Origin of the sequence: Brevibacterium senegalense (genome assembly GCF_000285835.1) — a bacterium.
GTDB classification, from domain to species: domain Bacteria; phylum Actinomycetota; class Actinomycetes; order Actinomycetales; family Brevibacteriaceae; genus Brevibacterium; species Brevibacterium senegalense.
This window is the reverse complement of the sequence record NZ_HE978604.1, coordinates 192495-213474: the sequence shown is the minus strand read 5'-3', so window position 1 is coordinate 213474 and position 20980 is coordinate 192495. Positions and strand designations below refer to the sequence as shown.

22 protein-coding genes are annotated in these 20980 nt (G+C 70.0%); 11 read left to right on the top strand and 11 right to left on the bottom strand.

All coding sequences use genetic code 11. The features are described 5' to 3' along the window. Positions 1 to 16: 16 nt before the first annotated feature. The 4 genes from HGBR_RS10315 to HGBR_RS10300 all read right to left on the bottom strand — a co-directional run bounded on the left by HGBR_RS10315 (position 17) and on the right by HGBR_RS10300 (position 5971). On the bottom strand, positions 17 to 841 hold the full coding sequence (locus HGBR_RS10315; protein ID WP_019159267.1) for an energy-coupling factor transporter transmembrane component T family protein: 825 nt from the start codon (positions 839 to 841) through the stop codon (positions 17 to 19). Continuing rightward, positions 841 to 2943: an ABC transporter ATP-binding protein gene (locus tag HGBR_RS10310; RefSeq protein ID WP_019159266.1), complete on the bottom strand. Its 2103-nt coding sequence runs from the start codon at positions 2941 to 2943 to the stop codon at positions 841 to 843. Before HGBR_RS10310 ends, HGBR_RS10315 begins: the two co-directional genes overlap by 1 nt. Before the next feature lie 27 nt (positions 2944 to 2970). Continuing rightward, positions 2971 to 3897, bottom strand: coding sequence for a DUF8171 family membrane protein (locus tag HGBR_RS10305; protein WP_019159265.1), 927 nt, complete (start codon positions 3895 to 3897; stop codon positions 2971 to 2973). A gap of 184 nt (positions 3898 to 4081) precedes the next feature. Continuing rightward, positions 4082 to 5971: an HAD family hydrolase gene (locus HGBR_RS10300; protein ID WP_245533323.1), complete on the bottom strand. Its 1890-nt coding sequence runs from the start codon at positions 5969 to 5971 to the stop codon at positions 4082 to 4084. Positions 5972 to 6104: 133 nt separating this feature from the next. Between HGBR_RS10300 and HGBR_RS10295 the strand changes: the two genes are divergently transcribed. From HGBR_RS10295 to HGBR_RS10285, 3 genes are all read left to right on the top strand, one after another. Next, on the top strand, positions 6105 to 7145 hold the full coding sequence (locus HGBR_RS10295; protein ID WP_040364946.1) for a LacI family DNA-binding transcriptional regulator: 1041 nt from the start codon (positions 6105 to 6107) through the stop codon (positions 7143 to 7145). A gap of 119 nt (positions 7146 to 7264) precedes the next feature. After that, a complete protein-coding gene (locus HGBR_RS10290; protein WP_019159262.1) occupies positions 7265 to 7516 on the top strand; it encodes a PspC domain-containing protein in 252 nt (83 codons plus the stop codon). A gap of 116 nt (positions 7517 to 7632) precedes the next feature. Continuing rightward, positions 7633 to 8253 (top strand): RBBP9/YdeN family alpha/beta hydrolase, encoded by a 621-nt coding sequence (locus HGBR_RS10285; protein ID WP_019159261.1) that lies wholly within the window; start codon positions 7633 to 7635, stop codon positions 8251 to 8253. A gap of 34 nt (positions 8254 to 8287) precedes the next feature. Here HGBR_RS10285 and HGBR_RS10280 read toward each other — a convergent pair whose 3' ends face one another. Beyond that, entirely contained in the window at positions 8288 to 8659 is a 372-nt protein-coding gene (locus tag HGBR_RS10280; RefSeq protein ID WP_019159260.1) for a carboxymuconolactone decarboxylase family protein, read from the bottom strand. Positions 8660 to 8816: 157 nt separating this feature from the next. Further along, complete coding sequence (locus tag HGBR_RS17505) at positions 8817 to 9056, bottom strand: GNAT family N-acetyltransferase (protein ID WP_083882840.1); 240 nt, start codon at positions 9054 to 9056, stop codon at positions 8817 to 8819. Positions 9057 to 9240: 184 nt separating this feature from the next. Between HGBR_RS17505 and HGBR_RS19905 the strand changes: the two genes are divergently transcribed. From HGBR_RS19905 to HGBR_RS10235, 8 genes are all read left to right on the top strand, one after another. Then, positions 9241 to 9753: a methylated-DNA--[protein]-cysteine S-methyltransferase gene (locus HGBR_RS19905; RefSeq protein WP_040364992.1), complete on the top strand. Its 513-nt coding sequence runs from the start codon at positions 9241 to 9243 to the stop codon at positions 9751 to 9753. Beyond that, a complete protein-coding gene (locus tag HGBR_RS19900) occupies positions 9754 to 10332 on the top strand; it encodes an RNA polymerase sigma factor (RefSeq protein ID WP_019159257.1) in 579 nt (192 codons plus the stop codon). It abuts the gene before it with no gap. Beyond that, positions 10329 to 10979, top strand: a complete 651-nt coding sequence (locus HGBR_RS10260) for a methylated-DNA--[protein]-cysteine S-methyltransferase (RefSeq protein ID WP_019159256.1) — start codon at positions 10329 to 10331, stop codon at positions 10977 to 10979. The genes HGBR_RS19900 and HGBR_RS10260 overlap by 4 nt, the downstream gene beginning before the upstream one ends. 52 nt (positions 10980 to 11031) lie before the next feature. After that, on the top strand, positions 11032 to 11703 hold the full coding sequence (locus tag HGBR_RS10255) for an alpha-ketoglutarate-dependent dioxygenase AlkB family protein (RefSeq protein WP_019159255.1): 672 nt from the start codon (positions 11032 to 11034) through the stop codon (positions 11701 to 11703). Next, positions 11700 to 12302, top strand: a complete 603-nt coding sequence (locus HGBR_RS10250; protein WP_019159254.1) for a DNA-3-methyladenine glycosylase I — start codon at positions 11700 to 11702, stop codon at positions 12300 to 12302. Before HGBR_RS10255 ends, HGBR_RS10250 begins: the two co-directional genes overlap by 4 nt. After that, positions 12299 to 13225 carry a DNA-3-methyladenine glycosylase family protein gene (locus HGBR_RS10245; protein WP_019159253.1) on the top strand — a complete coding sequence of 309 codons (927 nt, stop codon included), beginning with the start codon at positions 12299 to 12301 and terminating at the stop codon, positions 13223 to 13225. The genes HGBR_RS10250 and HGBR_RS10245 overlap by 4 nt, the downstream gene beginning before the upstream one ends. 113 nt (positions 13226 to 13338) lie before the next feature. Further along, positions 13339 to 13707 carry an ArsR/SmtB family transcription factor gene (locus HGBR_RS10240; RefSeq protein ID WP_019159252.1) on the top strand — a complete coding sequence of 123 codons (369 nt, stop codon included), beginning with the start codon at positions 13339 to 13341 and terminating at the stop codon, positions 13705 to 13707. Continuing rightward, positions 13697 to 15412, top strand: coding sequence for a SulP family inorganic anion transporter (locus HGBR_RS10235; RefSeq protein WP_019159251.1), 1716 nt, complete (start codon positions 13697 to 13699; stop codon positions 15410 to 15412). Before HGBR_RS10240 ends, HGBR_RS10235 begins: the two co-directional genes overlap by 11 nt. 17 nt (positions 15413 to 15429) lie before the next feature. On the opposite strand, the gene HGBR_RS10230 is transcribed toward HGBR_RS10235, so the two are convergent. The 5 genes from HGBR_RS10230 to HGBR_RS18925 all read right to left on the bottom strand — a co-directional run bounded on the left by HGBR_RS10230 (position 15430) and on the right by HGBR_RS18925 (position 20742). After that, positions 15430 to 15870 (bottom strand): YtoQ family protein, encoded by a 441-nt coding sequence (locus HGBR_RS10230; RefSeq protein WP_019159250.1) that lies wholly within the window; start codon positions 15868 to 15870, stop codon positions 15430 to 15432. Positions 15871 to 15992: 122 nt separating this feature from the next. After that, positions 15993 to 16208 (bottom strand): hypothetical protein, encoded by a 216-nt coding sequence (locus HGBR_RS10225; protein WP_019159249.1) that lies wholly within the window; start codon positions 16206 to 16208, stop codon positions 15993 to 15995. Next, positions 16205 to 17656: a glycosyltransferase family 2 protein gene (locus HGBR_RS10220; protein WP_019159248.1), complete on the bottom strand. Its 1452-nt coding sequence runs from the start codon at positions 17654 to 17656 to the stop codon at positions 16205 to 16207. The genes HGBR_RS10225 and HGBR_RS10220 overlap by 4 nt, the downstream gene beginning before the upstream one ends. Further along, positions 17649 to 19361, bottom strand: coding sequence for a putative bifunctional diguanylate cyclase/phosphodiesterase (locus HGBR_RS18930; RefSeq protein WP_019159247.1), 1713 nt, complete (start codon positions 19359 to 19361; stop codon positions 17649 to 17651). The genes HGBR_RS10220 and HGBR_RS18930 overlap by 8 nt, the downstream gene beginning before the upstream one ends. 19 nt (positions 19362 to 19380) lie before the next feature. Then, positions 19381 to 20742, bottom strand: coding sequence for an MASE1 domain-containing protein (locus HGBR_RS18925; protein ID WP_083882839.1), 1362 nt, complete (start codon positions 20740 to 20742; stop codon positions 19381 to 19383). Between the last annotated feature and the right edge of the window lie 238 nt (positions 20743 to 20980).

Below are 20980 nucleotides of genomic sequence, written 5' to 3'. Positions count from 1 at the left end.
ACACGCGGACCGTACCTCACCCGATGATGGGAATGCCGGGCCCCACGACGAACGCCGCGACCACCAGCAGGCCGGTCACGGCGACCACCGTGACATCCAGGGGCGTGACGCGCAGGTACGCCAGCCGCAGTGTCCGCCCCGCCTCGTTCTTCGCACCGTAGGTGAACCCGCGGGTCTCCAGCGCTTCGACGGTCGTGCGGACGTTCTTCGCCGTGTTGAGCATGATCGGGTAGAACGCGGTCACCGCCAGGACGCACCACTGCCACACGACCCGCAGACCCAGGAAGCCGGGCTTCTCCACCGGCGCGTGCCGCAGCCGCTGTCCCTCGAAGACGGTCACGTACTCGTCGACCAGGATCGGCAGCATGCGGTACCCGTAGCTCACGCCGAACGCCAGCAGCTCCGGCGCCCGGAACCAGAGGAGCGCATCGGAGAGCTTCTCCGGATCCAGCGACACGAACGCCGCCATCGACGCCATCGACACCGCACCCAGCTTGAGGTTGAGCTCGCCCAGCGCCACGAGCGTGCCCAGGTCGCCGCCGAACAGGAACGACGCGGCGAACAGCCCCACGACGTTGCCCAGCAGCCCGATGAGGAACAGGCCCAGCACCAGCGGTCCCACCCTCGCCAGCACGACGGAGGCCACTCCCAGCACGAACAGCACCAGGAGGACGCCCGTGCTGTGGGTGAACCACGGGGCGATCGCCATGACGAGGTACCAGGCCAGCACCATCCGCGGATCCATGCGGCTGAACAGACCGCCGCGCGTCGAGTACGCGGTCCGCAGCAGTTCCAGCCGGACCCAGTCGACGCTCAGCACATCGTGTGTCTTCCGCGCCATCAGCGCTCCCCCGTCCCGGTCGTGTCGAACCCAGTCGCGCCGAGGCGGTCGGTTCGACTCAGATGATCAGCCCGGGCGGACTCGACGGTCCCGTCGATCGTCCGCAGCCGAGCCCGCAGGTCCTCAGCCGTCAGCGGCAGCGGGTCGAGTCCCAGCTCCAGGCCGATGCGGGCGGCCTGCGGCGGCACCAATCGCGTCTGCGTCGTGAGCTCCGGCCGGGAGAACAGCTCCTGCGGGGTGACGTCCGCCAGCACCCGCCCCCGGTCCAGGACGAGGACGCGGGTCGCCCACGTCGCCACGAGCTCCATGTCGTGCGTCGCGACGACCGCGCACTGCACGGTCCCGGACAGGGACTCGAGCATCGCCGTCACGTCGTCGCGGGACCGGATGTCCAGGCTGGACGTCGGCTCGTCCAGCAGGAGCAGCCGCGGCCGCATCGCCAGTCCGATCCCCAGGGTCGCCCGCCGCTGCTGGCCGCCGGACAGGCTGCGCCCGTCGCGCTCGGCCGGCGCGGACAGTCCCGCCTCCGCGACCACCCGGTCGACGATCGCCTCCGCGTCCTCGACCCTGCGCCCGCGCGGGAAGAGGGCGATGTCCTCGCGCACGGAGTCCTTGAGGAACATCTGCTGCGGATGCTGGTAGATGTACGACACGTGATCCGCCAACCGGGCGGCTGACCGGCTGCGCGTGTCGATCCCGTCGACGGTCACGGTCCCGGCGCGCGGCACGATGAGTCCGGTCAGCAGCTTCATGAGCGTCGTCTTGCCGGCCCCGTTCGTGCCCACGAGCGCGACCTTCTCCCCCGCGCGCAGGTCCAGGTCCAGGCCGTCCAGGACCGTCGAGAGACCGCCGGCGACCGTCCGGTAGCCGTGGTGCACCCCGCGCAGCGACGCGACGACCGCGGGCGGTGCCGTGTCAGCGGCCGTCTCCCCGGCCTCGGGACCGGTGTCGACCGCGCCCGAGGCCGGGGTCGCCAGATCGGGACCAGGCACCTGACCGTCCAGGTCCGTTCCCACAACCGTCGTCACCGAACCGGCGCGCGGCACCTGCCCGTCGTCGCCTGCTCCCGAGGCCGGGGTCGCCGGATCGGGACCGGGCACCTGCTGCTCGCGCAGGGCCGGGCGCAGGATCCGGACCGCGGAGTCCACGTCCAGCGCGACGTGCGGTGCACCCACGGCCGCGGTGAGGGCGACGGCGTCCGGGGCGGGCACGCCGTGGCTGGACAGGTCCGCGTGCCGGTCCATCGCCTCCTGGATGGGCAGGTGCCAGACGGGGGCGCCGTCGGCCATGAGGACGACGGACTTCGCGAACTGGGCGATGAAGTCCGCGTGGTGCTCGATCGTGATGACGGTCAGGCCCTCGCGCTCGTTGAGGTCGCGCAGGCGGCGGTAGATCTCGCCGGCGCGGGCGGGGTCCAGCTCGGCGACGGGCTCGTCGACGACGATGACCTCCGGCCGCAGCGCCAGCACGGCGGCGAGCGCCACCAGGTGCGCCTGCCCGCCGGACAGCTGCCACACGAACTGGTCGCGCAGGTGCTCGATGCCCAGCTGGGCGAGCGCCTCGTCCGTGCGCTCGCGGTAGTCGGCGTGGCCGAAGTTGAGGGGTCCGAAGGCCACCTCGTCGCGCACCGTGGGCCGGACCAACTGGTTCTGGAAGTCCTGGTAGACGTAGCCCACGCGGGCGGACAGCTCTGCGACGGACGACTCCCACGTGTCGATGCCGCCCACATGGACACTGCCGGCGAAGTCACCGCTCCAGTAGTGAGGGACCAGCCCGTTGAAGGTCTTGCACAGCGTCGTCTTGGCCGACCCGTTGCCCCCGACCACCGCCACGAAGTCCCCGCGCTCGATCGTGAGATCGACGTTGCGCAGCGTGTCGCGATCCGTGCCCGGGTAGCGGAAGGACAGGTCCTTCACCCGGATGACGGGCGCGGCGGCCTGCGCGGCGGGGGTGTCCTGCACGGCGGCCTCCTGCGGTGCTGGATCCAGCGGCGCTGAATCCTGCGACGCCGCATGCTCCGGCGCTGAATCCTGCGGCGCTGCCTGCTGCCGCGCTGCCTTCTGCTGCGCGGTGGGGTGGGTGGTCGGGGGCACGGTCGGCACGAGGGGCTCCTTCTCAGACGATCCGGGTCAGGACCGGTCCGTGCTCGCCTGCTTGGTCCGCGACAGGCGGAACAGCAGGATCGCCAGACCCAGCACCACGACGATCGCGACGATGGACACGAGGATGAACCAGTCACCGAACATGTCGAGGAAGTCCGGCTCGAACGCGCCGGCGGAGATGTCGAAGGCCTCGAGGAACGCGAAGCCGAAGCTCGCGATCGACAGCAGGACGGCGAAGCCCACGAAGACGCCCGAGGCCTGCGCCTGTCCCGGGATCGGCTCCCCCGCGACGCGGGGCCGCATGCCCATGAGCGGCTCGATCTTCCCGTGCAGGGCGGGGATGAGCCAGACCGCGGGGATCGCGCCCAGGAGGATGCCGGACATGACGACGTCGACGCCCAGGCCCAGGGTCTCCAGCGCCAGCATGGACTGGGGCAGGCCCTCGACGAACTCGGCGTCCTCGACGCCGATCCACACCTTCGACAGGTCGACGATGGCGGAGAGGATCTTGTCGACCAGCACGAGGACGATCGCGCCCACGGCGATCTGCCCCTTCGAGCGGGGGTTGCGGATGAGGGAGCCGGCGATGAAGACGGCGAGGAACATCTGGAGGTAGCCCTCGATCTCCGCGAGGCCGGAGAAGTCGCCCATGAGGAGGTCGGTGAAGACGATCTCGCCCAGCGGTGCGCCCAGCGCGGCCCAGAACGGGGAGAAGAGCGCGGCGATCGTGAGCGGCACGAAGACCATGTAGGACACGGAGATGTCGACGGGGCCGATCGAGGGGTCCGGGATGATCTCGAGGATGATGTTCGACAGTCCGAAGAGGGACATCGACAGGACGAAGATCATGAGCTTCTGCGACGTGGTGAGCTCGACGCTGCGGATGCCGTCGACGGCACCGCGCAGGGTGCCGCGACGCTCGTCGGCGGCCGGGGAGGGAGTCTGGGTGGTCATGGGGTCTCCTTCGAGGAGGTGGGACGTGCAGGCGAGGAGAGATCGGGAGGGGCTGCTCGGTCGGAACGGCCGTGAGTCGGTCCGGTCCGGTCGGGTCTGGATCGGTCGAGGGCGGTCCGGTCGAGTCTGGATCGGTCGGGTCGGCGAGGGTCCGGTCGGGTCGGTCAGGTCGGGGCTGTACAGGTCAGGTGGTCAGTGCGAGGCGCGCGGCGAGGACGTCGATGACATCCGCGGGGCCGTCCAGGACGTGATCGGCCCATCCCTGGGCCAGCGCCTCGTCGAGGGCGGCGTCCGCGTCTTTGCCGCCGCGCAGCAGGCAGACGGTGCCGATCCCGGCGTCATACCCGCCGCGGCCGTCGTTGAGCGCCTTGTCGCCCACGTAGACGACGTCCGCCGGCTCCACCTGCAGGCCGGACAGGGCCGCTTCGAACACGGCGGCGCCGGGCTTCCGCACGCCCACCTCATCCGAGTACGCGCCGGGGCCCAGCAGGACGAGGATCCCGTAGTCGGCCAGCGTGGCGCGGACTCCGCGGCCGGAGATCGTGTTCGACACGATCCCCACGACGATGCCGTGCGCGTGCGCCCACCGGACCAGCTCGAGCGCGCCCTCCCGCGGGCTGGGCGTGCCCTTCGTCCGGTGCAGCAGGTAGGACAGCTCGGCGGCCTCGAGCCGCATCGCCGCGCGCACCGGATCCGGCAGATCCGCGCCCACGAGGTCACCCCACAGGACGGCTGGGTCCACCTCATCGAACTGGTGGGCGGGGTCGGTGAGGACGTCGCGGGAGCGCTTGCGCGCCCGGTGCCGGTCCCAGCCGTTGCGCATCGCGGCCTCGGCCGCCTCCTGCGTGATCGGGTGACCGCAGCGGGCCGCAAGGTCAACGAGTGCCCGACCCATGACGGCGTCGCGCTCCGGGTTTGCGACCGAGGTCGTCAGCACCCCTCCGTGGTCCAGCAGCAGGGCGAGCCGCCGAGGCCCCGGCCGGCTCCCGGCGTCCGTCCGGTCCGCAGGTCGAGCGGAGGACGACCCGGCGGCTGCGCCCTCGGTGCTGACGGACGCGGACTGTCCAGCGGCCTCGGCGTCGAGGAAACCGGTGGCGGCCTCCGTGGAGGGAGCCGCGGCCCCCTCGTCCGCGATGTGCCCGGACGTCCCCGCGGGGACGGTCCGGCGCAGCTCGTCGAGCAGGCCGGCGGGGGTGTCGAGGATGAGGTCGGGTGCCTCGGTGACCGGGAACGGCGGGTGGTCGGTGCGGCGGTCGCGGGTGACGATGACGCGTCCGGTGCCGGCGCGGCGGCCGGCGACCACGTCGCGGTCGAGGGTGTCCCCCACGTACCAGGCGTGCTCCGGGGTGGTTCCCAGGGCCTCGGCGGCCAGGCGGATCATGCCCGGGTGGGGCTTCCGGATGCCGACCTCGTCGGAGTAGACCTGGACGCCGAAGAACTCGTCGAGGCCCAGCTCCTCGAGGATGCGGCGATGCGCGCCACCGGCGTGCGCGTTCGAGACGATGCCCAGGCCGATCCCCCGCGCACGGGCCTCAGCGAGCAGCTCCGGAATGCCGGGGCGCACGTGGTGGTCGGAGACGGCGCGGCTCTTCGCCGCGAGGATGCGGGCGGCGTCCAGTGCGAGCGCGCGGCGGACCGGGCGGGGCAGGTCGGACAGCAGGAAGTCCTCGACGATCTCGCCGGGCGACAGCTCCTGCGGCTCATGCCGGCGAGAGGAGGCGTTCTTCCACAGCGACAGGGCTGACCTGCCGGTGCGCAGCGAGGCCTCGACCTGCTCGCGCTCCAGGTCGTACCCGGCGCCCGCCGCCAGACGGAGGACGGTGTCAGCGAGAGTCTGGGCCCAGTCCTCCCGCGGCGTCGTCGAGACGACGACTCCCCCGAAGTCCAGCAGCAGCGCCCGCGGCTGGGGCAGCGGGGCGAGCGCGGTGCCGGCAGCCGGGACGGAGCGGGTGGCCTCGTGAGTCTGGGCGGCCTCGGGAGCAGGACCGTCCTCAGGAGTCCGGATGGCAGCGGCAGTCCGGGCGGCCTCGGCGGCGGGGTCCTGCATCACGGGAGGGGTCAGGGCGGAGTTCATGACTGCGACGCTACGGAGCCGGGCAGGGGCCCGGATGAACCGTCGGTGAACCCGCGACCACCGCACGGCCACATCTTCTGCAGATCTGCAATCCGAGCCCGTGACGGCTTCGGACCAGTGCTAAGCAGGGGGCATGGGAGCACGATCGGGGCGGGCCACGCTGGCGGATGTGGCGGAGACGGCAGGGGTCTCGGCCTCGGCGGTGTCGATGGTCATGAACGGGCGGGCGGGGCTGAAGCCGGCGACTCGGCTGCGGATCCTCGCGGCCGCCCGCAGCGTGGGGTACCCGGTGCGGGCGCGGGCCGGACGGGGCGGCCCGGTGCTGGGAGTCCTGCCCACGGACCTGGGGAATCCGTACCACACGGACGTCATCACGGGGATCGAAGCGCATGCGGAGGCCTCGGGTGCGGCGGTGGTGATCGGCCACGGCCGGCGCGACAGCGCGCACCTGGAGCGTCAGCTCGACCGGATGCTGGGCTTCGGCGTCGACGGGATCATCGCAGTGACGACGTGGCTGCGGCCGGCCGCACTCGAGGACGCAGCGACCGTGCTGCCGGTCGCGGTGATCGGGAGGATGCAGGATGCGGCGACCGGTGTCGACACGGTGCGCGGAGATGACGCGGCCGGAGCCGCGCAGGCGGTCCGCCACCTCGTGGAGCTGGGGCACACGCGGCTGGTGCACGTGACGATGTCGAACCGGCCCGGACCTGCTGCCCGGCGTGCGGGATTCCTGGCCGAGACCGCCCGTCTGGGACTGGAGGACCAGACGCGGGTCATCGGACCGGCGGCCGATTGGTCGATCATGGAGGAGCAGATCGACGCGCTCCTCGATCGGATCCGCTCCGGGCGCCCCACGGCACCCACCGCGGTGTTCGCCGCGAATGACATCGCGGCCGTGCGGATCATGCACCGGGCGGCCGCGCTGGGGGTGCGAGTGCCGGAGCAGCTGAGCGTGGTGGGCTACGACTCCTCGGCGGCGGCACTCATGATCCGGCCCCACCTCACGAGCGTGAATCAGCCGCGCGAGGAGATGGGCCGGCTGGCCGCCGGGATGATCCTCGAGCGGCTGGCCGGACGCACGCACGACGCGGATCTGGTCGTCCGGCCCGTCCTGCGCGAGCGCGAGTCGAGCGCGGTGAGCCCGGCGACGGTGAGCGCGGGGCCGGCCTCCTGAGCCCCAGGAGCGGCTGGGCCACCACCGCTGACCATCACGCGCGACAGTCGGGTTCTCCCTCGCCCGGCCTGGGGTCTTCTGCAGTGTTCCGCGCCGTGCGGGTCCGTACCGTAGAGGGCATGAACTCCTTCTTCGACACCATCCGGAACATGGGCTTCCGTCGCGGCCCCCAGCGCATCATCGGCGGCATCAGCGGCGGACTCGCGCAGAACCTGGGCCTCAACGTGTGGCTGGTCCGCGTCCTCGTCCTCCTCTCCTTCCTGCTGCCCGTCCTGGGCCTGGGCGCCTACGCGATCGTGTGGGCACTGACCCCGTGGCACGACGGGTCGATCCCGCTGGAGCGTGCGCTGGGCGGCTCGAGCCATCCCTGACGGGCACTGCGCCCGGGGTCGGCCCGATGGCCTGCCCTGGCCGGGTCACCCCACCCGGCCGTTGGACCGGCCGGGTCACCTGACCGACAGGGTTCCCCCGGCGTAGTCTGCGGACTATGGCTCCCGCACCCGCGTCCTTCGACCGCGTCATCGTCGTCCACGGCTTCCGCGCCTCGCCGCAGAAGCACTGGTTCCCCTGGCTCGCGCAGACCCTGCCTGCCGCCGAGGTCGTCGCACTCCCCGACTCCGCCTCACCGAGCGAACCCGCCTGGGTGGGGACGGTCGCCGAGGCGATCGGCACGCTGGATCACCGCACCGCCGTCGTCGCCCACAGCCTGGGCTGCGTCACGGCGGTGCGCGCCGTCGCCCGGCTGGCTGCGGAGCATGCACCGGGTTCGGATGCGCGCCTGGGCGCCTTTGTAGCCGTCTCACCCTTCGCGGATCCGCTGACGGTCACGGGCGACGAGGGCCTCGATGCATTCTCGGCGCACGGTCTGGCACCCTTCCTCGACGGAGTTGATCTGCCGGCCACGGGCCCGCACCTGGGTCGTGTGACGGTCATCCGGTCCGACGACGATCCCCTCGTCGTCCCGCAGCTATCCGACGCGTTCGCCCGCGGGCTCGACGCGCCCGTGCAGGTGGTGCCGAGCGCCAAGCACTTCATCGAGGCGCACGGGGTGACGCAGGTGCCTCAGGTCGTGAGTGCTCTGGAGGATCCCGCGGCGCCGACGACCTGACCCGTCGCCCGGGTCCGTCAATGTCGACGGAGACTCAGCCGTCGAAGGCTGCCTGCATGCAGCGCATCGCGGCGAGTGTCTTGGGCACCCCGATGTAGGGCATGAGGTGGACGAAGCACTCCGCGACGTCCTCGCGGCTCATCCCGGCGTTCTCCACGGCGGTGCGGATGTGTCCCGTCAGCTGCGGCTCCGTGCCGCCCATCGCCGCGAGTGCCGCCATGTTGAGCATCTGCCGGTCGCGCAGCTCCAGCCCGTCCCGCTGGTAGGTGCCGCCGAACACGGCTCCCACCACCCAGTCGGAGGCGCCGGGCGCGTACTGGTCCAGCTGGTGCTTCCAGGCGGCGGTGCCCGCCGGGTCCTGCGTCGCCTCGACGAACTCGTTGCCCTTGTCCATGCTCAGTTCCACAGATTCCTCCTCGCCAGACGGCCGACCGGGCCGCACACGATCCTGCGCCAGCCACGCTAGCAAGGGAGACCCCACCGTCATCGGCTGGGTCGCGGGCGGGACGACGGGTCGTGAACAGGCACAGCCGGTGGGCAGTCAATCACGACCAAAAAATCACTCAGCCGCGATCAGCTGGCAGGGTCCGGGTCTCCTCGCCGTCGTCGTCGAGCACCCCGGTGGGCTCCACGCCCAGGTGCGACGCGACGCGGGTCGACGCCCGGTTGTCCGGGTGGATCGAGGCGGTGACCGACTGGACGTCGTGATCCCGCAGCCACGCGATCATGGCCGCGGCGGCCTCCGTCGCGTACCCGCGGCCCTGGTGCGAGCGGCCCACGACCCAGGCCACATCCCCCGTCATCTCGACGATGTCGGAGGTCTCACCGGCCTCGGGCGCGGGTCACGGCGGCGGCGCAGCCCAGCTCGCCTCTCAGGCACTGACGACCGCGCCTCGCGAAGATTCCGACGATCCGACCTCACAGAACGATGCGCTCACGCGTCTGCTGTGCGAGAGGATGAACACGACCCCGGAAGAGGTGAGGACGATGGACGGACTGCGGCACGCGCGGATCGACTCGCAGCTGGGTGAGCTGGTCGTGGTCGCGGAGGGACCTGCGCTCACGGGTGTCTACTTCCCCGGCCACTGGCACCTCCCGGAACCGGACGCCTTCGGCGAGTCGGTCGAGGCGACGACGGATCCGGTGATCCGGGACCTCGCGGGCCAGCTGGAGGAGTACCTCGCTGGCGAGCGCCAGGCGTTCGAGATCCCGGTCCGCACGGACGGCGATGCCTTCTCTGAGCAGGTGTGGATGATGCTGCGGGAGATCCCCTACGGGGAGAGGACGACGTACGGCGCGCTCGCGGAGCGACTGGGCAACCGGCATCTGGCGCAGCGTGTCGGGCAGGTCGTGGGCCGCAACCCGGTCAGCATCGTCATTCCCTGCCACCGCGTCGTGGGATCCGACGGCTCCCTGACCGGGTACGCCGGCGGGCTGGAGCGCAAGCAGCGGCTGCTGGACCTCGAGGATCCGACGACCGCGGAGAGCAGGCTCTTCTAGATGAGACTCCCGTTCGAGGAGGCCGTCACGCGGCACGGGCCCACCGTGCTGCGCGTCTGCCGCGCCGTGCTGGGTGCAGGCGCGGACGCGGACGACGCGTGGTCGGAGACCTTCCTCGCCGCGCTCCAGGCGTGGCCGGATCTGCCCGAGGACACGAACGTCGAGGCGTGGCTGGTGCGCGTCGCAGGCCGCAAGGCGATCGACATCACCCGCGCCCGCGCGCGGCACGCGATCCCCACGGACACACTCCCCGAACGGACCACCGCACTGGGACAGGCCAGCGACGACACTGCCCACGTGTGGGCGGACGTCGCTCGACTGCCGGAGCGGCAGCGGCTGGCGATCGCCTACCACTACCTGGGCGGACTCCCCCACACGGAGACCGCGCAGATCATCGGCGGCACCCCCGATGCGGTGCGCCGCGCCGCCGCAGACGGGATCCGCACGCTGCGGCGCCAGCTCCGGGCGGAGCAGTCCCCGACGGATGCCGCGCGCACAGCGGACGTGTCCCCACCCACGGCACCGGATCGCACGCCACGAACGTCACCCGACCACCGCACGGACGGAGCAGCCCGATGACCACCAGTGACACGACCCGGTCCCCAGCGACGGCCTCGGCCGCGGTCTCCACAGAGCCCGACATGACCGACCTCTTCCCGGTCGAGACCCCCAACCTCGACCGGCTCCGCTCCCGCCTCGCGCAGACCGCCGCTGACCGCGGACTCGTCGACGTCGCCTACCGCACGCTCGACACCCCTATCGGCCCGCTGCTGCTGGCCGCAACGACGACCGGCCTCGTCCGCGTCGCCTTCGAGCGCGAGGACTTCGATACCGTCCTCGCACAGCTCGCCGCGAAGGTGAGCCCCCGCATCGTCGCCGCACCCGGCCCCCTCGATGCAGTCGCGACCCAGCTCGAGGAGTACTTCGCCGGCACCCGGCACGCGTTCGATCTGCCGCTGGATCACGCGCTGTCGTCCGGCTTCCGGCAGGAGGTGCAGCGCTTCCTGCCCCACATCGGCTACGGCCGCACGCTCACGTACAAGGAGGTCGCCGCGCAGGTGGGCAACCCCACCGCCGTCCGCGCCGTCGGCACCGCGTGCGCGACGAACCCGCTGCCCGTCGTCGTCCCGTGCCACCGGGTGCTGCGCTCCGACGGCGGCCTGGGCGGCTACCTGGGCGGCCTCGAGGCCAAGACGACGCTGCTGGACCTGGAGCGGGCCGCATGAGGCATGCTGGTCGCACCCGGGCAACCGCCGCCGAGGCCGTGAGGAGGAGCCGTTGAGCACCCTGTTCGGAGACGAGCTGTTCGCTTCACCCCCGCCGGCGCTGCCCGCGGGCGCCCACCACGTGCCCGGCTGGCTCACACTCGAGCAGCAGCGGTGGATCGTCGAGAGGTTCCACGAGTGGACGCAGGGTCCCGTGCCGATCCGGGCGGCGAAGATCCGCGGCCACGAGATGAGCGTGCGCACCGTGTGCCTGGGCTGGCACTGGCGGCCCTACGCCTACTCCCGTGAGGCCGTCGACGTGAACGGCAACCGGGTGCTGGACTTCCCCGACTGGATGGTGCGCCTGGGCCGCAAGGCTCTCGTGGCTGCGACCGGCGACCCGCACGCGGGCGATGACTTTACGCCGGACACGGCACTGGTGAACTTCTACGACGACACCGCGAAGATGGGCATGCACCAGGACAAGGACGAGGAGTCCCTCGCCCCGGTCGTGTCCCTGTCCATCGGGGACGCGTGCCGCTTCCGATTCGGCAACACGGAGACCCGCACGAAGCCGTACCAGGACATCGAGCTGGGCTCCGGCGACCTCTTCGTCTTCGGCGGACCCTCCCGGCTGGCCTACCACGGCGTCACGAAGGTGCACCCCGGCACGGCGCCCGACGGCTGCGGACTGGAGACCGGCCGGATCAACATCACGATGCGAGTGACAGGACTGGACGGATGAGCACAGACACGGGCGTGGTGATCGGCGAGGACGGACTGGCCCGCCCCGCGTGGGCAGCGGTCGACCCGCTGCTGCGCGACTACTACGACACGGAATGGGGCATGCCGATCCGCGACGAACAGGGCCTCTTCGAGCGGATCAGCCTCGAGGCGTTCCAGTCGGGCCTGTCCTGGGCGACGATCCTGCGCAAGCGACCGGCGTTCCGTGCCGCCTTCGACGACTTCGACCCGGACCGCATCGCGCAGTACGGGGAGTCTGACGTCGCCCGGCTCCTCGAGGATGCCGGCATCGTGCGGAACCGGGCGAAGATCAGGGCGACGATCACGAACGCGCACGCGACGGTGGGGCTGCGGGAGAAGGGCGGCCTCGTCGACTTCGTGTGGTCGTTCCAGCCTCAGGAGACCCCCTCGCCCCGGACCCTCGCCGAGGTCCCCACCCGATCACCGGAATCGCTCGCCCTGTCCAAGGCGCTCAAGAAGGAGGGCTTCGCGTTCGTGGGCCCCACGACGATGTTCGCCCTCATGGAGGCGATCGGGATCGTCGACACCCACCTCGTGGACTCGCACCGGCGCGGCACCTCCGGCGTCTGGCCGGCATGATCGCCCAGGCGCAGATCCGACTCGAGGCCAACGGGCCCTTCGACCGGGAGGCCGCCCGCACCTCACTGGCCGTCCACGCGGTGGAGGGTCTGCACCTGCTGGAGGGGGCCTCGGCGACGATGACCCGGTGGGTCGACGTCCACGGCGACCCATATGCGATCATCGTGCGCCTGGAGGAGACCGGCGCGACGGTCACGACCGGGACCCGCGACGCGGGTGTGAACGACGAGATCGCCGCCCGAGTGAGGCACTGGTTCGACCTCGACACGGACACGGCCGGAATCGACCGGCACCTGGGCGCAGATCCGTTCTTCGCGGAGCAGGTGCGCGGGCGGCCGGGGCTGCGGATGAGCCGGTTCCAGTCGCCGTTCGAGGCCGTCGTCATGACGGTCCTGGGCCAGCAGGTGACGCTGCGGACCTCGCGCCTGTTCGACGCGCGACTTATCGCCGCGTACGGGGTGAGTCCAGCGGCAGGCGCGGATCGCAGTGCTGGTGTCCACGACCCGTCGAGCCGCGCCGGGACCGCACCGAGAGGGATCGCGGATCTGCGCCTCTTCCCCACGCCCGCCCGGCTGGCAGCGGTCCCTCTCGAGGAGCTGCGCGCCACGATCCGCCTCACCCGCAGCCGCGCACGGACGGTCCACGAGGTCGCGGCCCTCTTCGCGCAGACGGGCGATCCGGACGTGCTGCCGCCGCGGTCGGATCTGCAGTCCGTCCACGGGATCGGCCCGTGGACCCTGGACTACCTGGCGATCCGGGCGGGCACGGATCCGGACGCCTTCCCGGCCTCGGACGCGGTGCTCCGGCGCACTCTGGTCGCGCTCGCGCCGGAGACGGACCCGGGCGCACTCACGGAGCGGATCGCCTCCTGGAGCCCGTATCGCAGCTATGCGGCCGCGCGCCTGTGGGCGCAGGCCAGCTGAACTGACGCAGGCGGCGTGGCCCGGACTCGCAGACGCAAGCTCAGCCGCAGCCGCAGCCGCAGTGTCGATTCTCACAAGCACCTCGCGCGGCCCCCTGATATGATGACTTCATCATGCCGCACACTTGGTCCTCCCGCCCGCTCTACGAGATCAAGGCCGGTCTCTTCCGCGGGCTCTCGCATCCGTACCGCATCCGCATCCTCGAGCTGCTGGCCGACGGCCAGGAGCACACAGTGTCCGAACTCATCGAGGGCACCGAGCTCGAGGCCTCGCACGTCTCCCAGCACCTGAGCGTGCTGCGCCGGAACCGCCTCGTCGCCTCGGAGCGTCGGGGCAGCTTCGTGCACTACCGCCTCACCTCCCCGCGGGTCGCGGACCTGCTGGCCGTCGCCCGCACTCTGCTGGGCGAGATGGCCGCGGACGACTCCCGCCTGGTGGAGGGCTTCGCCGACCTGCCGGAGATCCCCGCCCATGACCGCTGACACCGCCCTGACCTCCGCTCCCCGTCTCGCCGACCGCCTGCGCGGTGCCGCCGCCGAGGCCCGCCGCCTCCTGCCGTCATGGCGCGACTACCGCTCGCTGCGCTCCACCTGGCGGTCCGACCTGGTCGCCGGTGTCACCGTGGGCATCGTCGCGCTGCCGCTGGCCCTGGGCTTCGGTGTCAGCTCGGGCGTGAGCGCCGAGGCCGGGCTCATCACCGCGATCGTCGCCGGCATCATCGCCGCCGTCTTCGGCGGCTCGAACGTGCAGGTCTCCGGGCCCACCGGGGCGATGGTCGTCGTGCTGCTGCCGATCGTCGCGCAGCACGGCGTCGCAGCGGTTGCGACGGTGAGCCTCCTGGCGGGCCTCATGGTGCTCATCGCCGGGGCCCTGCGGCTGGGACGCTCCGTGTCCTTCATCCCGTGGCCGGTCATCGAGGGCTTCACCCTGGGGATCGCGGTCATCATCTTCATGCAGCAGGTACCGGCACTCTTCTCGGGTGCGACGGTCGAGCCGGGAGAGCACAGCTCGAACGCGATCGTCGCAGCCGGCCAGGCACTCATGGCCGCTGACTGGTCGTACGTGCCGTGGGCGGTGGGGGCCGCGGTGCTCGTCGCGCTCATCATGGTGCTGGCGCCGCGCCTCCACTCGGCGATCCCAGGATCCCTCGTGGGCATCATCGTCGTAACGCTGCTGTGCGTCCTCGTGCCCACGCCGCTCGCACGGATCGGGGCGCTGCCGCATTCACTGCCCGCACCCTCCCTGCCCGTGATGGATCCGGCGCTCGTGAGCACCCTGCTGCTGCCCGCGCTGACCGTGGCAGCGCTGGCCGCGATCGAGTCGCTGCTATCCGCCCGCGTCGCGGCGGGCCTGGCGGACACCGGGCCCTACGACCCCGACCGCGAGCTCGTGGGACAGGGCCTCGCATCCATCGGCTCCGGCTTCTTCGGCGGGATGCCCGCCACGGGTGCGATCGCGCGTACGGCGGTGAACGTGCGCGCCGGCGGTCGCACGCGTGTGTCCGTCGTCGTCCACGCCCTCGTGCTGCTGGCGATCGTACTCGTCGCCGCGGGTCCCGTCGGGGCGATCCCGCTCGCGGCGCTGTCCGGCGTCCTCATGGTGACTGCGGTTCGCATGGTGCAGGTCGCGACCGTGCGCTCGATCGTCCGGTCGACGCGGGCGGATGCGGTCGCGTTCGTCGTGACGGCGGCCATCACGGTCTCCGTCGACCTCATCATCGCGGTGCTCATCGGCATCGTCTTGGCGGGTATCGTCGCGATCCGCAATATGTCGCGGTCGACGGCTGTCCGGCGGGAGGACCTGCCTGGCGAGGCCCAGGACGGTGATGAGTGGATCGCCATCATCCGCTTCGAGGGACCGCTCATCTTCACGGCCTCGGACCGGATCTTCGAGCAGGTGAATGCGATCCGGGGGATCTCCGTGGCGATCCTGCGGGTGTCGCAGGTGGGACTGGTCGATGCGAGCGGTGCTCGGGTCCTGGCCGACCTCACTCAGTCGCTGGAGCGGCGCGGCATCACCGTGCTCATCAAGGGCGTGCGGGACGACCACGAGCGGTTGTTCCGCTCCGTGGGCGTGCTCTCCTCCCTGCGGCACCACAAGCACCTGTTCGCGGACATGGACTCCGCTGTGCAGCACGCACGCAGTCACATCGAGCGCGAGCGGGCCGGACGGGGGCAGGCCGGCTGACGCCTGCCCCCGGGGAATCAGGCCGTCAGGACGTACGTGAGGGTCTGGACAACCTGGTCGGTGGTCGTGCACCAGGCCTGGGCGTCCGCGTCGACCTCCTTGAGCGGGTGGACGATGTCCGCGTCGTGCAGGGTGATGTAGGGCTTGCCCAGGGCCGCGGCGTAGCCTGCGTCGAAGGCCGCGTTCCACTGCTTGTACTTGTCACCGAAGCGGACGACGACCAGGTCGCTCTGCTCGATGAGCGTCCGCGTGCGGATCGCGTTGACCTTGGCGGACTGGTGGTCGCGCCAGAACGAGCTGTCGTTCTCGCCCAGGTGGTCGCCCGCGGCGTCGCTCGCGGGGTGATCCGTCACGGGTGCGGTGAAGACGACGTCGAGGCCCGCGGCCTCTGCTCCGCGCTGGATCTCATCGCGCCAGTCGGTGTGGATCTCGCCGGAGAGGTAGACGAAGAAACTCATGGGGGATGCTCCTCGAACGAATCGGGCCGGTCAGGGGTCGTTCACCACCCTAGTCGGTCACGACCGGCGTCCAGCCGCCGGTCGCGCGGACGCGCGGTCGGGGATCAGAGTGCGATCCGCGGCTAATCACGCGCGCCCGGCCTGCCTCGCTCCTCCGAATCGGGGTGGATGCTGCGTGTCTCCGACCGTTCGTAGCTGCGCTGGACGTAGTCGCTCACATAGATCCGGGGCAGCGCCTTGACCACGGCGAGTGCGACGTAGATCGCGGTGTTGATCGCGACGAACCCGGCCAGCGCCGCGAACCAGTCCGTCGTGAGGATCGATTCCGGGAGGATCATGGGCGACCTCGCTCTTCATTCTCGTTCGCATGGACCGGGACGGCATCACTGCGTCCCCACGTCGCCTTCCGACCCAGCAGGATCTCGAGGGCCCCCTTGAGGAACACGATGTTGAGGAACGCGGCGAACACCAGTTCTGGGATGAGGAGCGCTGCGACGATCCGCGCTCCCCACGTCGATCTCCAGACGGTGACGACTCGTTCGATCATGAAGATGGCGCCCAGAATCATCCAGAACGGATACCAGACCCACTCATCACGCGCCAGAAGCGTCAGGATGATGACGAGGAAATATGATCCCAGCGCGACCGCCCCGTAGCCGATGCCCAGCTGCTGGAACCAGTACCGGATCGTCTGCGGCGTCACCCCGTAGGCACCCAGGTTCTCGAGCGCACCGCGCTGCCAGCGCAGCCGCTGATGCCAGAGCTGCTTCCACGTCGGCATGACCTCGGTGACCACCGAGCACTCATCCGGAGAGACCATGAGGCCGCCCAGAGATTTCAACGCCAGGGTCAGTTCGTTGTCCTCCGTGAGCGCCGCAGTGTCGTAGACATCGCCGGTGCGGCCGGGGATCAGGGTGCCGCGGGACTCTGCGACGGTGCGAAGCCCCCGGGCGCGGAACGCTGAAGCAGTGCCGGTGAGGACGAACACGCGACCGCGTCGACGACGGATGTCGCGACCGTACCGCGTGTACTCGTTCCGCTGGAACTGACCGATCAGCCCTGCCCCGTCCTCGCCGTAGAAGAGGCCGCCCACGGCCATGAGTGCACGGTCAACGGTGAATCGGCGTCGGGCCTCGGTCACGAAGCCCTGGTCGAGGGCGGTGTCGGCGTCGACGATCATGACGATGTCGTTCTCGCCCGCGTGGGGCAGCAGACCGCGGAGCGCCTGGTTGAGGCCACCGGCCTTCTTGTCGGCGTTGTCCCTGGTCTCGAACACCTCCACCCCGGCGGCACGGGCGAGATCCGGTGTCGCATCCGTGCAGTTGTCCGCCACCACGATGATGCGGTCCGGACCATCGTCCTGTGCCTGGAGCGCTTCGATCGTCGAGGAGATCCGCTCCTCCTCGTTGTGGGCCGGGATGAGCACGGTCACGGTGATGGGACCGTGGTACACCCCGCGGGTCTGCGCCATCACGATCTTCGGCGCCAGCGGGAGACCTTCTGCGTCGTCGGATCGACGGGATCGGGAGGTGACGACCTGCTCCGCCACCACCGCGATGACGACGAAGACCGCCGCCGTGATGAGCGCGATGACCAGCACCGCGACAGGCGGGGTGTAGTCGTCATACAGCACTCTCCACGAGCCGAAGAGTACGGCTTCCCGCGCGCCCGGCGATGCGGGATCGGAGAACACGACGGCCAGCCACATGAGCAGTCCGCCCATCGCGGCGACGCCCACGACACCGATGCCGATCACGCGAGCGACGACGGGCTTCTTCTCAGACATTCTTCTCCATCACCTGATCAGACTGGGGCACCTCTGACTCGAGATGCGTGCTGATGAACGCATCCATCGGCACGGCCGCACCGATGTGGAACCCCTGCGCGTATGTGATCCCACAGTCGCGGACTCTCTCGAGAATGGCAGCGCTCGACACATGCTCGGCGATCGTCAGCATTCCCTGGTCCCGTCCGAGGCGGCTCACAGCTCGGACGATCCGGGCGTCAGTCTCGCTGCAGATCATGCCCTCCACGAATTCGCCCGCGATCTTCAGATACTGGAAATCGAGACGACTGAGGTACCGGAAGGGAGCGTTCCCCGTACCGAAGTCATCGATCGCGAACACCGCTCCCAGGTCGCTCATCACCTGCTGGAACTTCCGCGCCGGGTCCAGTTCGATCAGGGGTGCGGTCTCCGTGACCTCGAGGATCAGCGAGCCCTGCGGGAATGGCCGGTTCTCCAGTTCTTCTGCGAAGAGTGCACGCGCCTCCGCCGATCCCAGTGATTGCGCCGAGACGTTCAGCGACAGCCGGAAATCCGGCCGATGATCCTGCAGTCGCTCGAGCACGTCGAGTCCCATGCGCAGCACTCTCACGTCGAGGTCCGGGCACAGTCCAGCCTGCTCCGCTACCCCGACGAACTCGCCTGTCGATAGCGGCGGTGCGCCGCATGTGAGCCTCAGCAGCCCCTCGGCCAGGTCGATCCTGCCGGTCCTGAGATCGAGCATCGGCTGGAGGTCGATCCTCATTGCGTCGGATTCCAGAACTGCGCGCACGTCCGCCACTGAGGTCCCCGGCGCACCCGCACGAACAAGACCGTCGGCTGTGGTCGATCCCGCTGTGCGACTCCTACCAGCCCTCTTGGCGTCATACATCAGGCGATCGGCGAGCCGGAACGGGTCGATGCCCTGGTCGCGTGCATCAGTGAACATGCTGAACCCGATGCTCGCTCTGATGCGGCCCGTTTCATCCGAACGACCTCCGAACCGTTCATCGACGGCCTCCGCGATCCTCCGACTGACCCCCTCCGCAGCTCCCCTGGTCGCAGTCGGCAGCACGATGACGAACTCGTCGCCGCCCAGCCGCCCCACCAGATCCTCCGCCCGGACCTGCTCGGTCAGGAGACGGCCGAACTCGACCAGCAACTGATCGCCGACATGGTGGCCCAGCGCATCGTTGACCTGCTTGAAGTTGTCGAGGTCGATCATCATGAGCGCACCATCGCCCGCGCCGTGTTCGCCCGCCGCGACGATCCGCTTGACCTCCGCCTCGAGCCGACGGCGGTTGGCCAGCCCGGTGAGCGAATCGTGTTCGGCCATGCGCGTCACGAGGTCTTGGAGCCTCTGTCGCTCTGTGACGTCGACGGCATTGACGAGCAGCGACCGATGCGCGTCATCTCCGGTGCTGAGCACGCGGAACGACAGCGCCACATTCCTCCGACGCCCTCCCGCGGTGGTGAAGGTCCGGTCTATGTGCACGATCGTGCCCGATTCCGACAGGCCCCACCACACCTCATCGATCAGACGTGGCTCGACGCTGAAATCGTCAAGACGGCGACCAGGCAACAGGTCAGCCGGTGTGCCGACGAGCTCGCCGAGGGCACGGTTGGCAGCGACGATCACTCCCGACTGATCGAGTGTAGCCACCCCCTGCGGAGCGTTCTCGAAGAGCAACTTGGCCTCGTCGTGCGCACGGGTCAGGTCCTGGACCATCCGGTACTCGTCAGTGCTGTCATGGAAGAGCAGCAGCGCATTCCCCGGGGATGCCTCCCCCCTTCAGATACAGCGGGGCGGCACTCGTCATGAACACGCGACGGGACTCGGCGGGCGCGTCGTCTGCGGCATCAGCGAGTCGGACGAGCGCCCCCTTCACGCTCTCCCCGTGCAGAGCCCTGCCGCCGGGGCCGCTCTTCTCGTCGAAGGGTTCGCCGTCGAGGTCGACGAGCCTCCGCAGGATGTAGCCCTCCTCATCACCCGACGGGACAACGAAATCCCACGCGGCTGCGTTCACCGGATATGCAGTGCCGCGCTGATCGAGGATCAGGAAAGCGTCCGGGATCGTGCGCGCCAGGACCTCCAGCTCCTCGACCAACGCGGTCTGCTGCTGAACTGTGGTGGAGACGACCAGTGTGAGCAGGACGCAGAGGATGATGAGCAGCTGGACCGCAGTGGCCAGTACCACCGGATCATCACCGCTCACGGCGAACGGTGCTTCACCCACGACGAAGGTGAGCGCGACAGTTGCTGCGAGCGTCAAACCCACATGCACAGTCGCGAGTATGACGGGGAGCTTCGTGGCGCTCCAGTACAACGGCAGCATGACCAGATAGACGATCGGAAGCTGCGATCCCAGGCCGAACACCAGTGCCAGCACCACCGCCGTGAGCGCAAGCACTCCGGCGAATTCACGCAGAGCCTTCTTCTCCATTGTCCGGACGACTGCGGCGGAGATCGTCAGGCCACAGCCGGCGATCGCGATGATGCTCGCCAGGTCCCGAAGCATCACGCTTGCGTAGTAGGAAAGCGTCACGGGCTCACCGAGCTGGGTCAGCGCGAGAAGGAAGACCCCTTTCGACAGGGCCACTGCCAGAATCCCCACGGTGAGGAGTCGGTAGACGTGCTGAGCGGTTCTGATCGCGAATCCAGGCCCGGACTGCCCGGTCGCACCGTCATGCACGGGCGCCGTGAGTCGAACCCGTTCGAAGTACCCCATGGCCAGTGCGATGAGTGGAGCCTCCAGAAGGTTCGAGAGCCCGACGAGTACCAAGAAGGGAACCGAGCCGTTCTCGAACGCAGCCCAGCGGAGGACGGGCACGAGGGCGACGACGGCGCACACGACGGCGTATGCACTCCATCTGCGACAAGTCGCTGCCCACCACACGGCGATGCCGACCGATGGCCAGATTACGGCGATAGACAGCCCGGAGTAGACGGTTGAGAACGACGCGACCACGGCCACGGAATACGCGAGGGCGAAGATCAGGTGGCGGTACCACGATTCGCCCCGCGGTCGGCTCTGAGACTCGGTCGCACGGGAGGTTTGGAGCAACAGCCATCGACTCGTCGAGTTCAGTGCAACCGCTCCTTCTGGCATCGTCGGCCCACTCGCGGGTCCTGGACGGCATCAGCCGCTACCACACGGCTCCTCGAAACTCATACTAGTACCGAGACTTCGGCTCAGTGCACGGATCGTGAGGGAGCCCCCAGCAGTACGCCGCTGCTCCGAGGTTCAGACGTTGAACCAGAACTCCATCGCGTTCCGGACCAGAGCAGCCTCGGTATGAAACGGGCACCGGATCCGCGCCAGCAGCCCTTCAACACTTCTGCGTTGC

Excerpts from the sequence above, each read along its gene's own strand:
- HGBR_RS10315 (WP_019159267.1), bottom strand. The coding sequence starts at position 841 with ATGGCGCGGAAGACACACGATGTGCTGAGCGTCGACTGGGTCCGGCTG.
- HGBR_RS10305 (WP_019159265.1), bottom strand. The coding sequence starts at position 3,897 with ATGACCACCCAGACTCCCTCCCCGGCCGCCGACGAGCGTCGCGGCACC.
- HGBR_RS10300 (WP_245533323.1), bottom strand. The coding sequence starts at position 5,971 with ATGAACTCCGCCCTGACCCCTCCCGTGATGCAGGACCCCGCCGCCGAG.
- HGBR_RS10295 (WP_040364946.1), top strand. The coding sequence starts at position 6,105 with ATGGGAGCACGATCGGGGCGGGCCACGCTGGCGGATGTGGCGGAGACG.
- HGBR_RS10290 (WP_019159262.1), top strand. The coding sequence starts at position 7,265 with ATGAACTCCTTCTTCGACACCATCCGGAACATGGGCTTCCGTCGCGGC.
- HGBR_RS10285 (WP_019159261.1), top strand. The coding sequence starts at position 7,633 with ATGGCTCCCGCACCCGCGTCCTTCGACCGCGTCATCGTCGTCCACGGC.
- HGBR_RS17505 (WP_083882840.1), bottom strand. The coding sequence starts at position 9,056 with ATGACGGGGGATGTGGCCTGGGTCGTGGGCCGCTCGCACCAGGGCCGC.
- HGBR_RS19905 (WP_040364992.1), top strand. The coding sequence starts at position 9,241 with ATGGACGGACTGCGGCACGCGCGGATCGACTCGCAGCTGGGTGAGCTG.
- HGBR_RS19900 (WP_019159257.1), top strand. The coding sequence starts at position 9,754 with ATGAGACTCCCGTTCGAGGAGGCCGTCACGCGGCACGGGCCCACCGTG.
- HGBR_RS10260 (WP_019159256.1), top strand. The coding sequence starts at position 10,329 with ATGACCACCAGTGACACGACCCGGTCCCCAGCGACGGCCTCGGCCGCG.
- HGBR_RS10250 (WP_019159254.1), top strand. The coding sequence starts at position 11,700 with ATGAGCACAGACACGGGCGTGGTGATCGGCGAGGACGGACTGGCCCGC.
- HGBR_RS10245 (WP_019159253.1), top strand. The coding sequence starts at position 12,299 with ATGATCGCCCAGGCGCAGATCCGACTCGAGGCCAACGGGCCCTTCGAC.
- HGBR_RS10240 (WP_019159252.1), top strand. The coding sequence starts at position 13,339 with ATGCCGCACACTTGGTCCTCCCGCCCGCTCTACGAGATCAAGGCCGGT.
- HGBR_RS10235 (WP_019159251.1), top strand. The coding sequence starts at position 13,697 with ATGACCGCTGACACCGCCCTGACCTCCGCTCCCCGTCTCGCCGACCGC.
- HGBR_RS10230 (WP_019159250.1), bottom strand. The coding sequence starts at position 15,870 with ATGAGTTTCTTCGTCTACCTCTCCGGCGAGATCCACACCGACTGGCGC.
- HGBR_RS10225 (WP_019159249.1), bottom strand. The coding sequence starts at position 16,208 with ATGATCCTCCCGGAATCGATCCTCACGACGGACTGGTTCGCGGCGCTG.
- HGBR_RS10220 (WP_019159248.1), bottom strand. The coding sequence starts at position 17,656 with ATGTCTGAGAAGAAGCCCGTCGTCGCTCGCGTGATCGGCATCGGTGTC.
- HGBR_RS18930 (WP_019159247.1), bottom strand. The coding sequence starts at position 19,361 with ATGGTCCAGGACCTGACCCGTGCGCACGACGAGGCCAAGTTGCTCTTC.
- HGBR_RS18925 (WP_083882839.1), bottom strand. The coding sequence starts at position 20,742 with ATGCCAGAAGGAGCGGTTGCACTGAACTCGACGAGTCGATGGCTGTTG.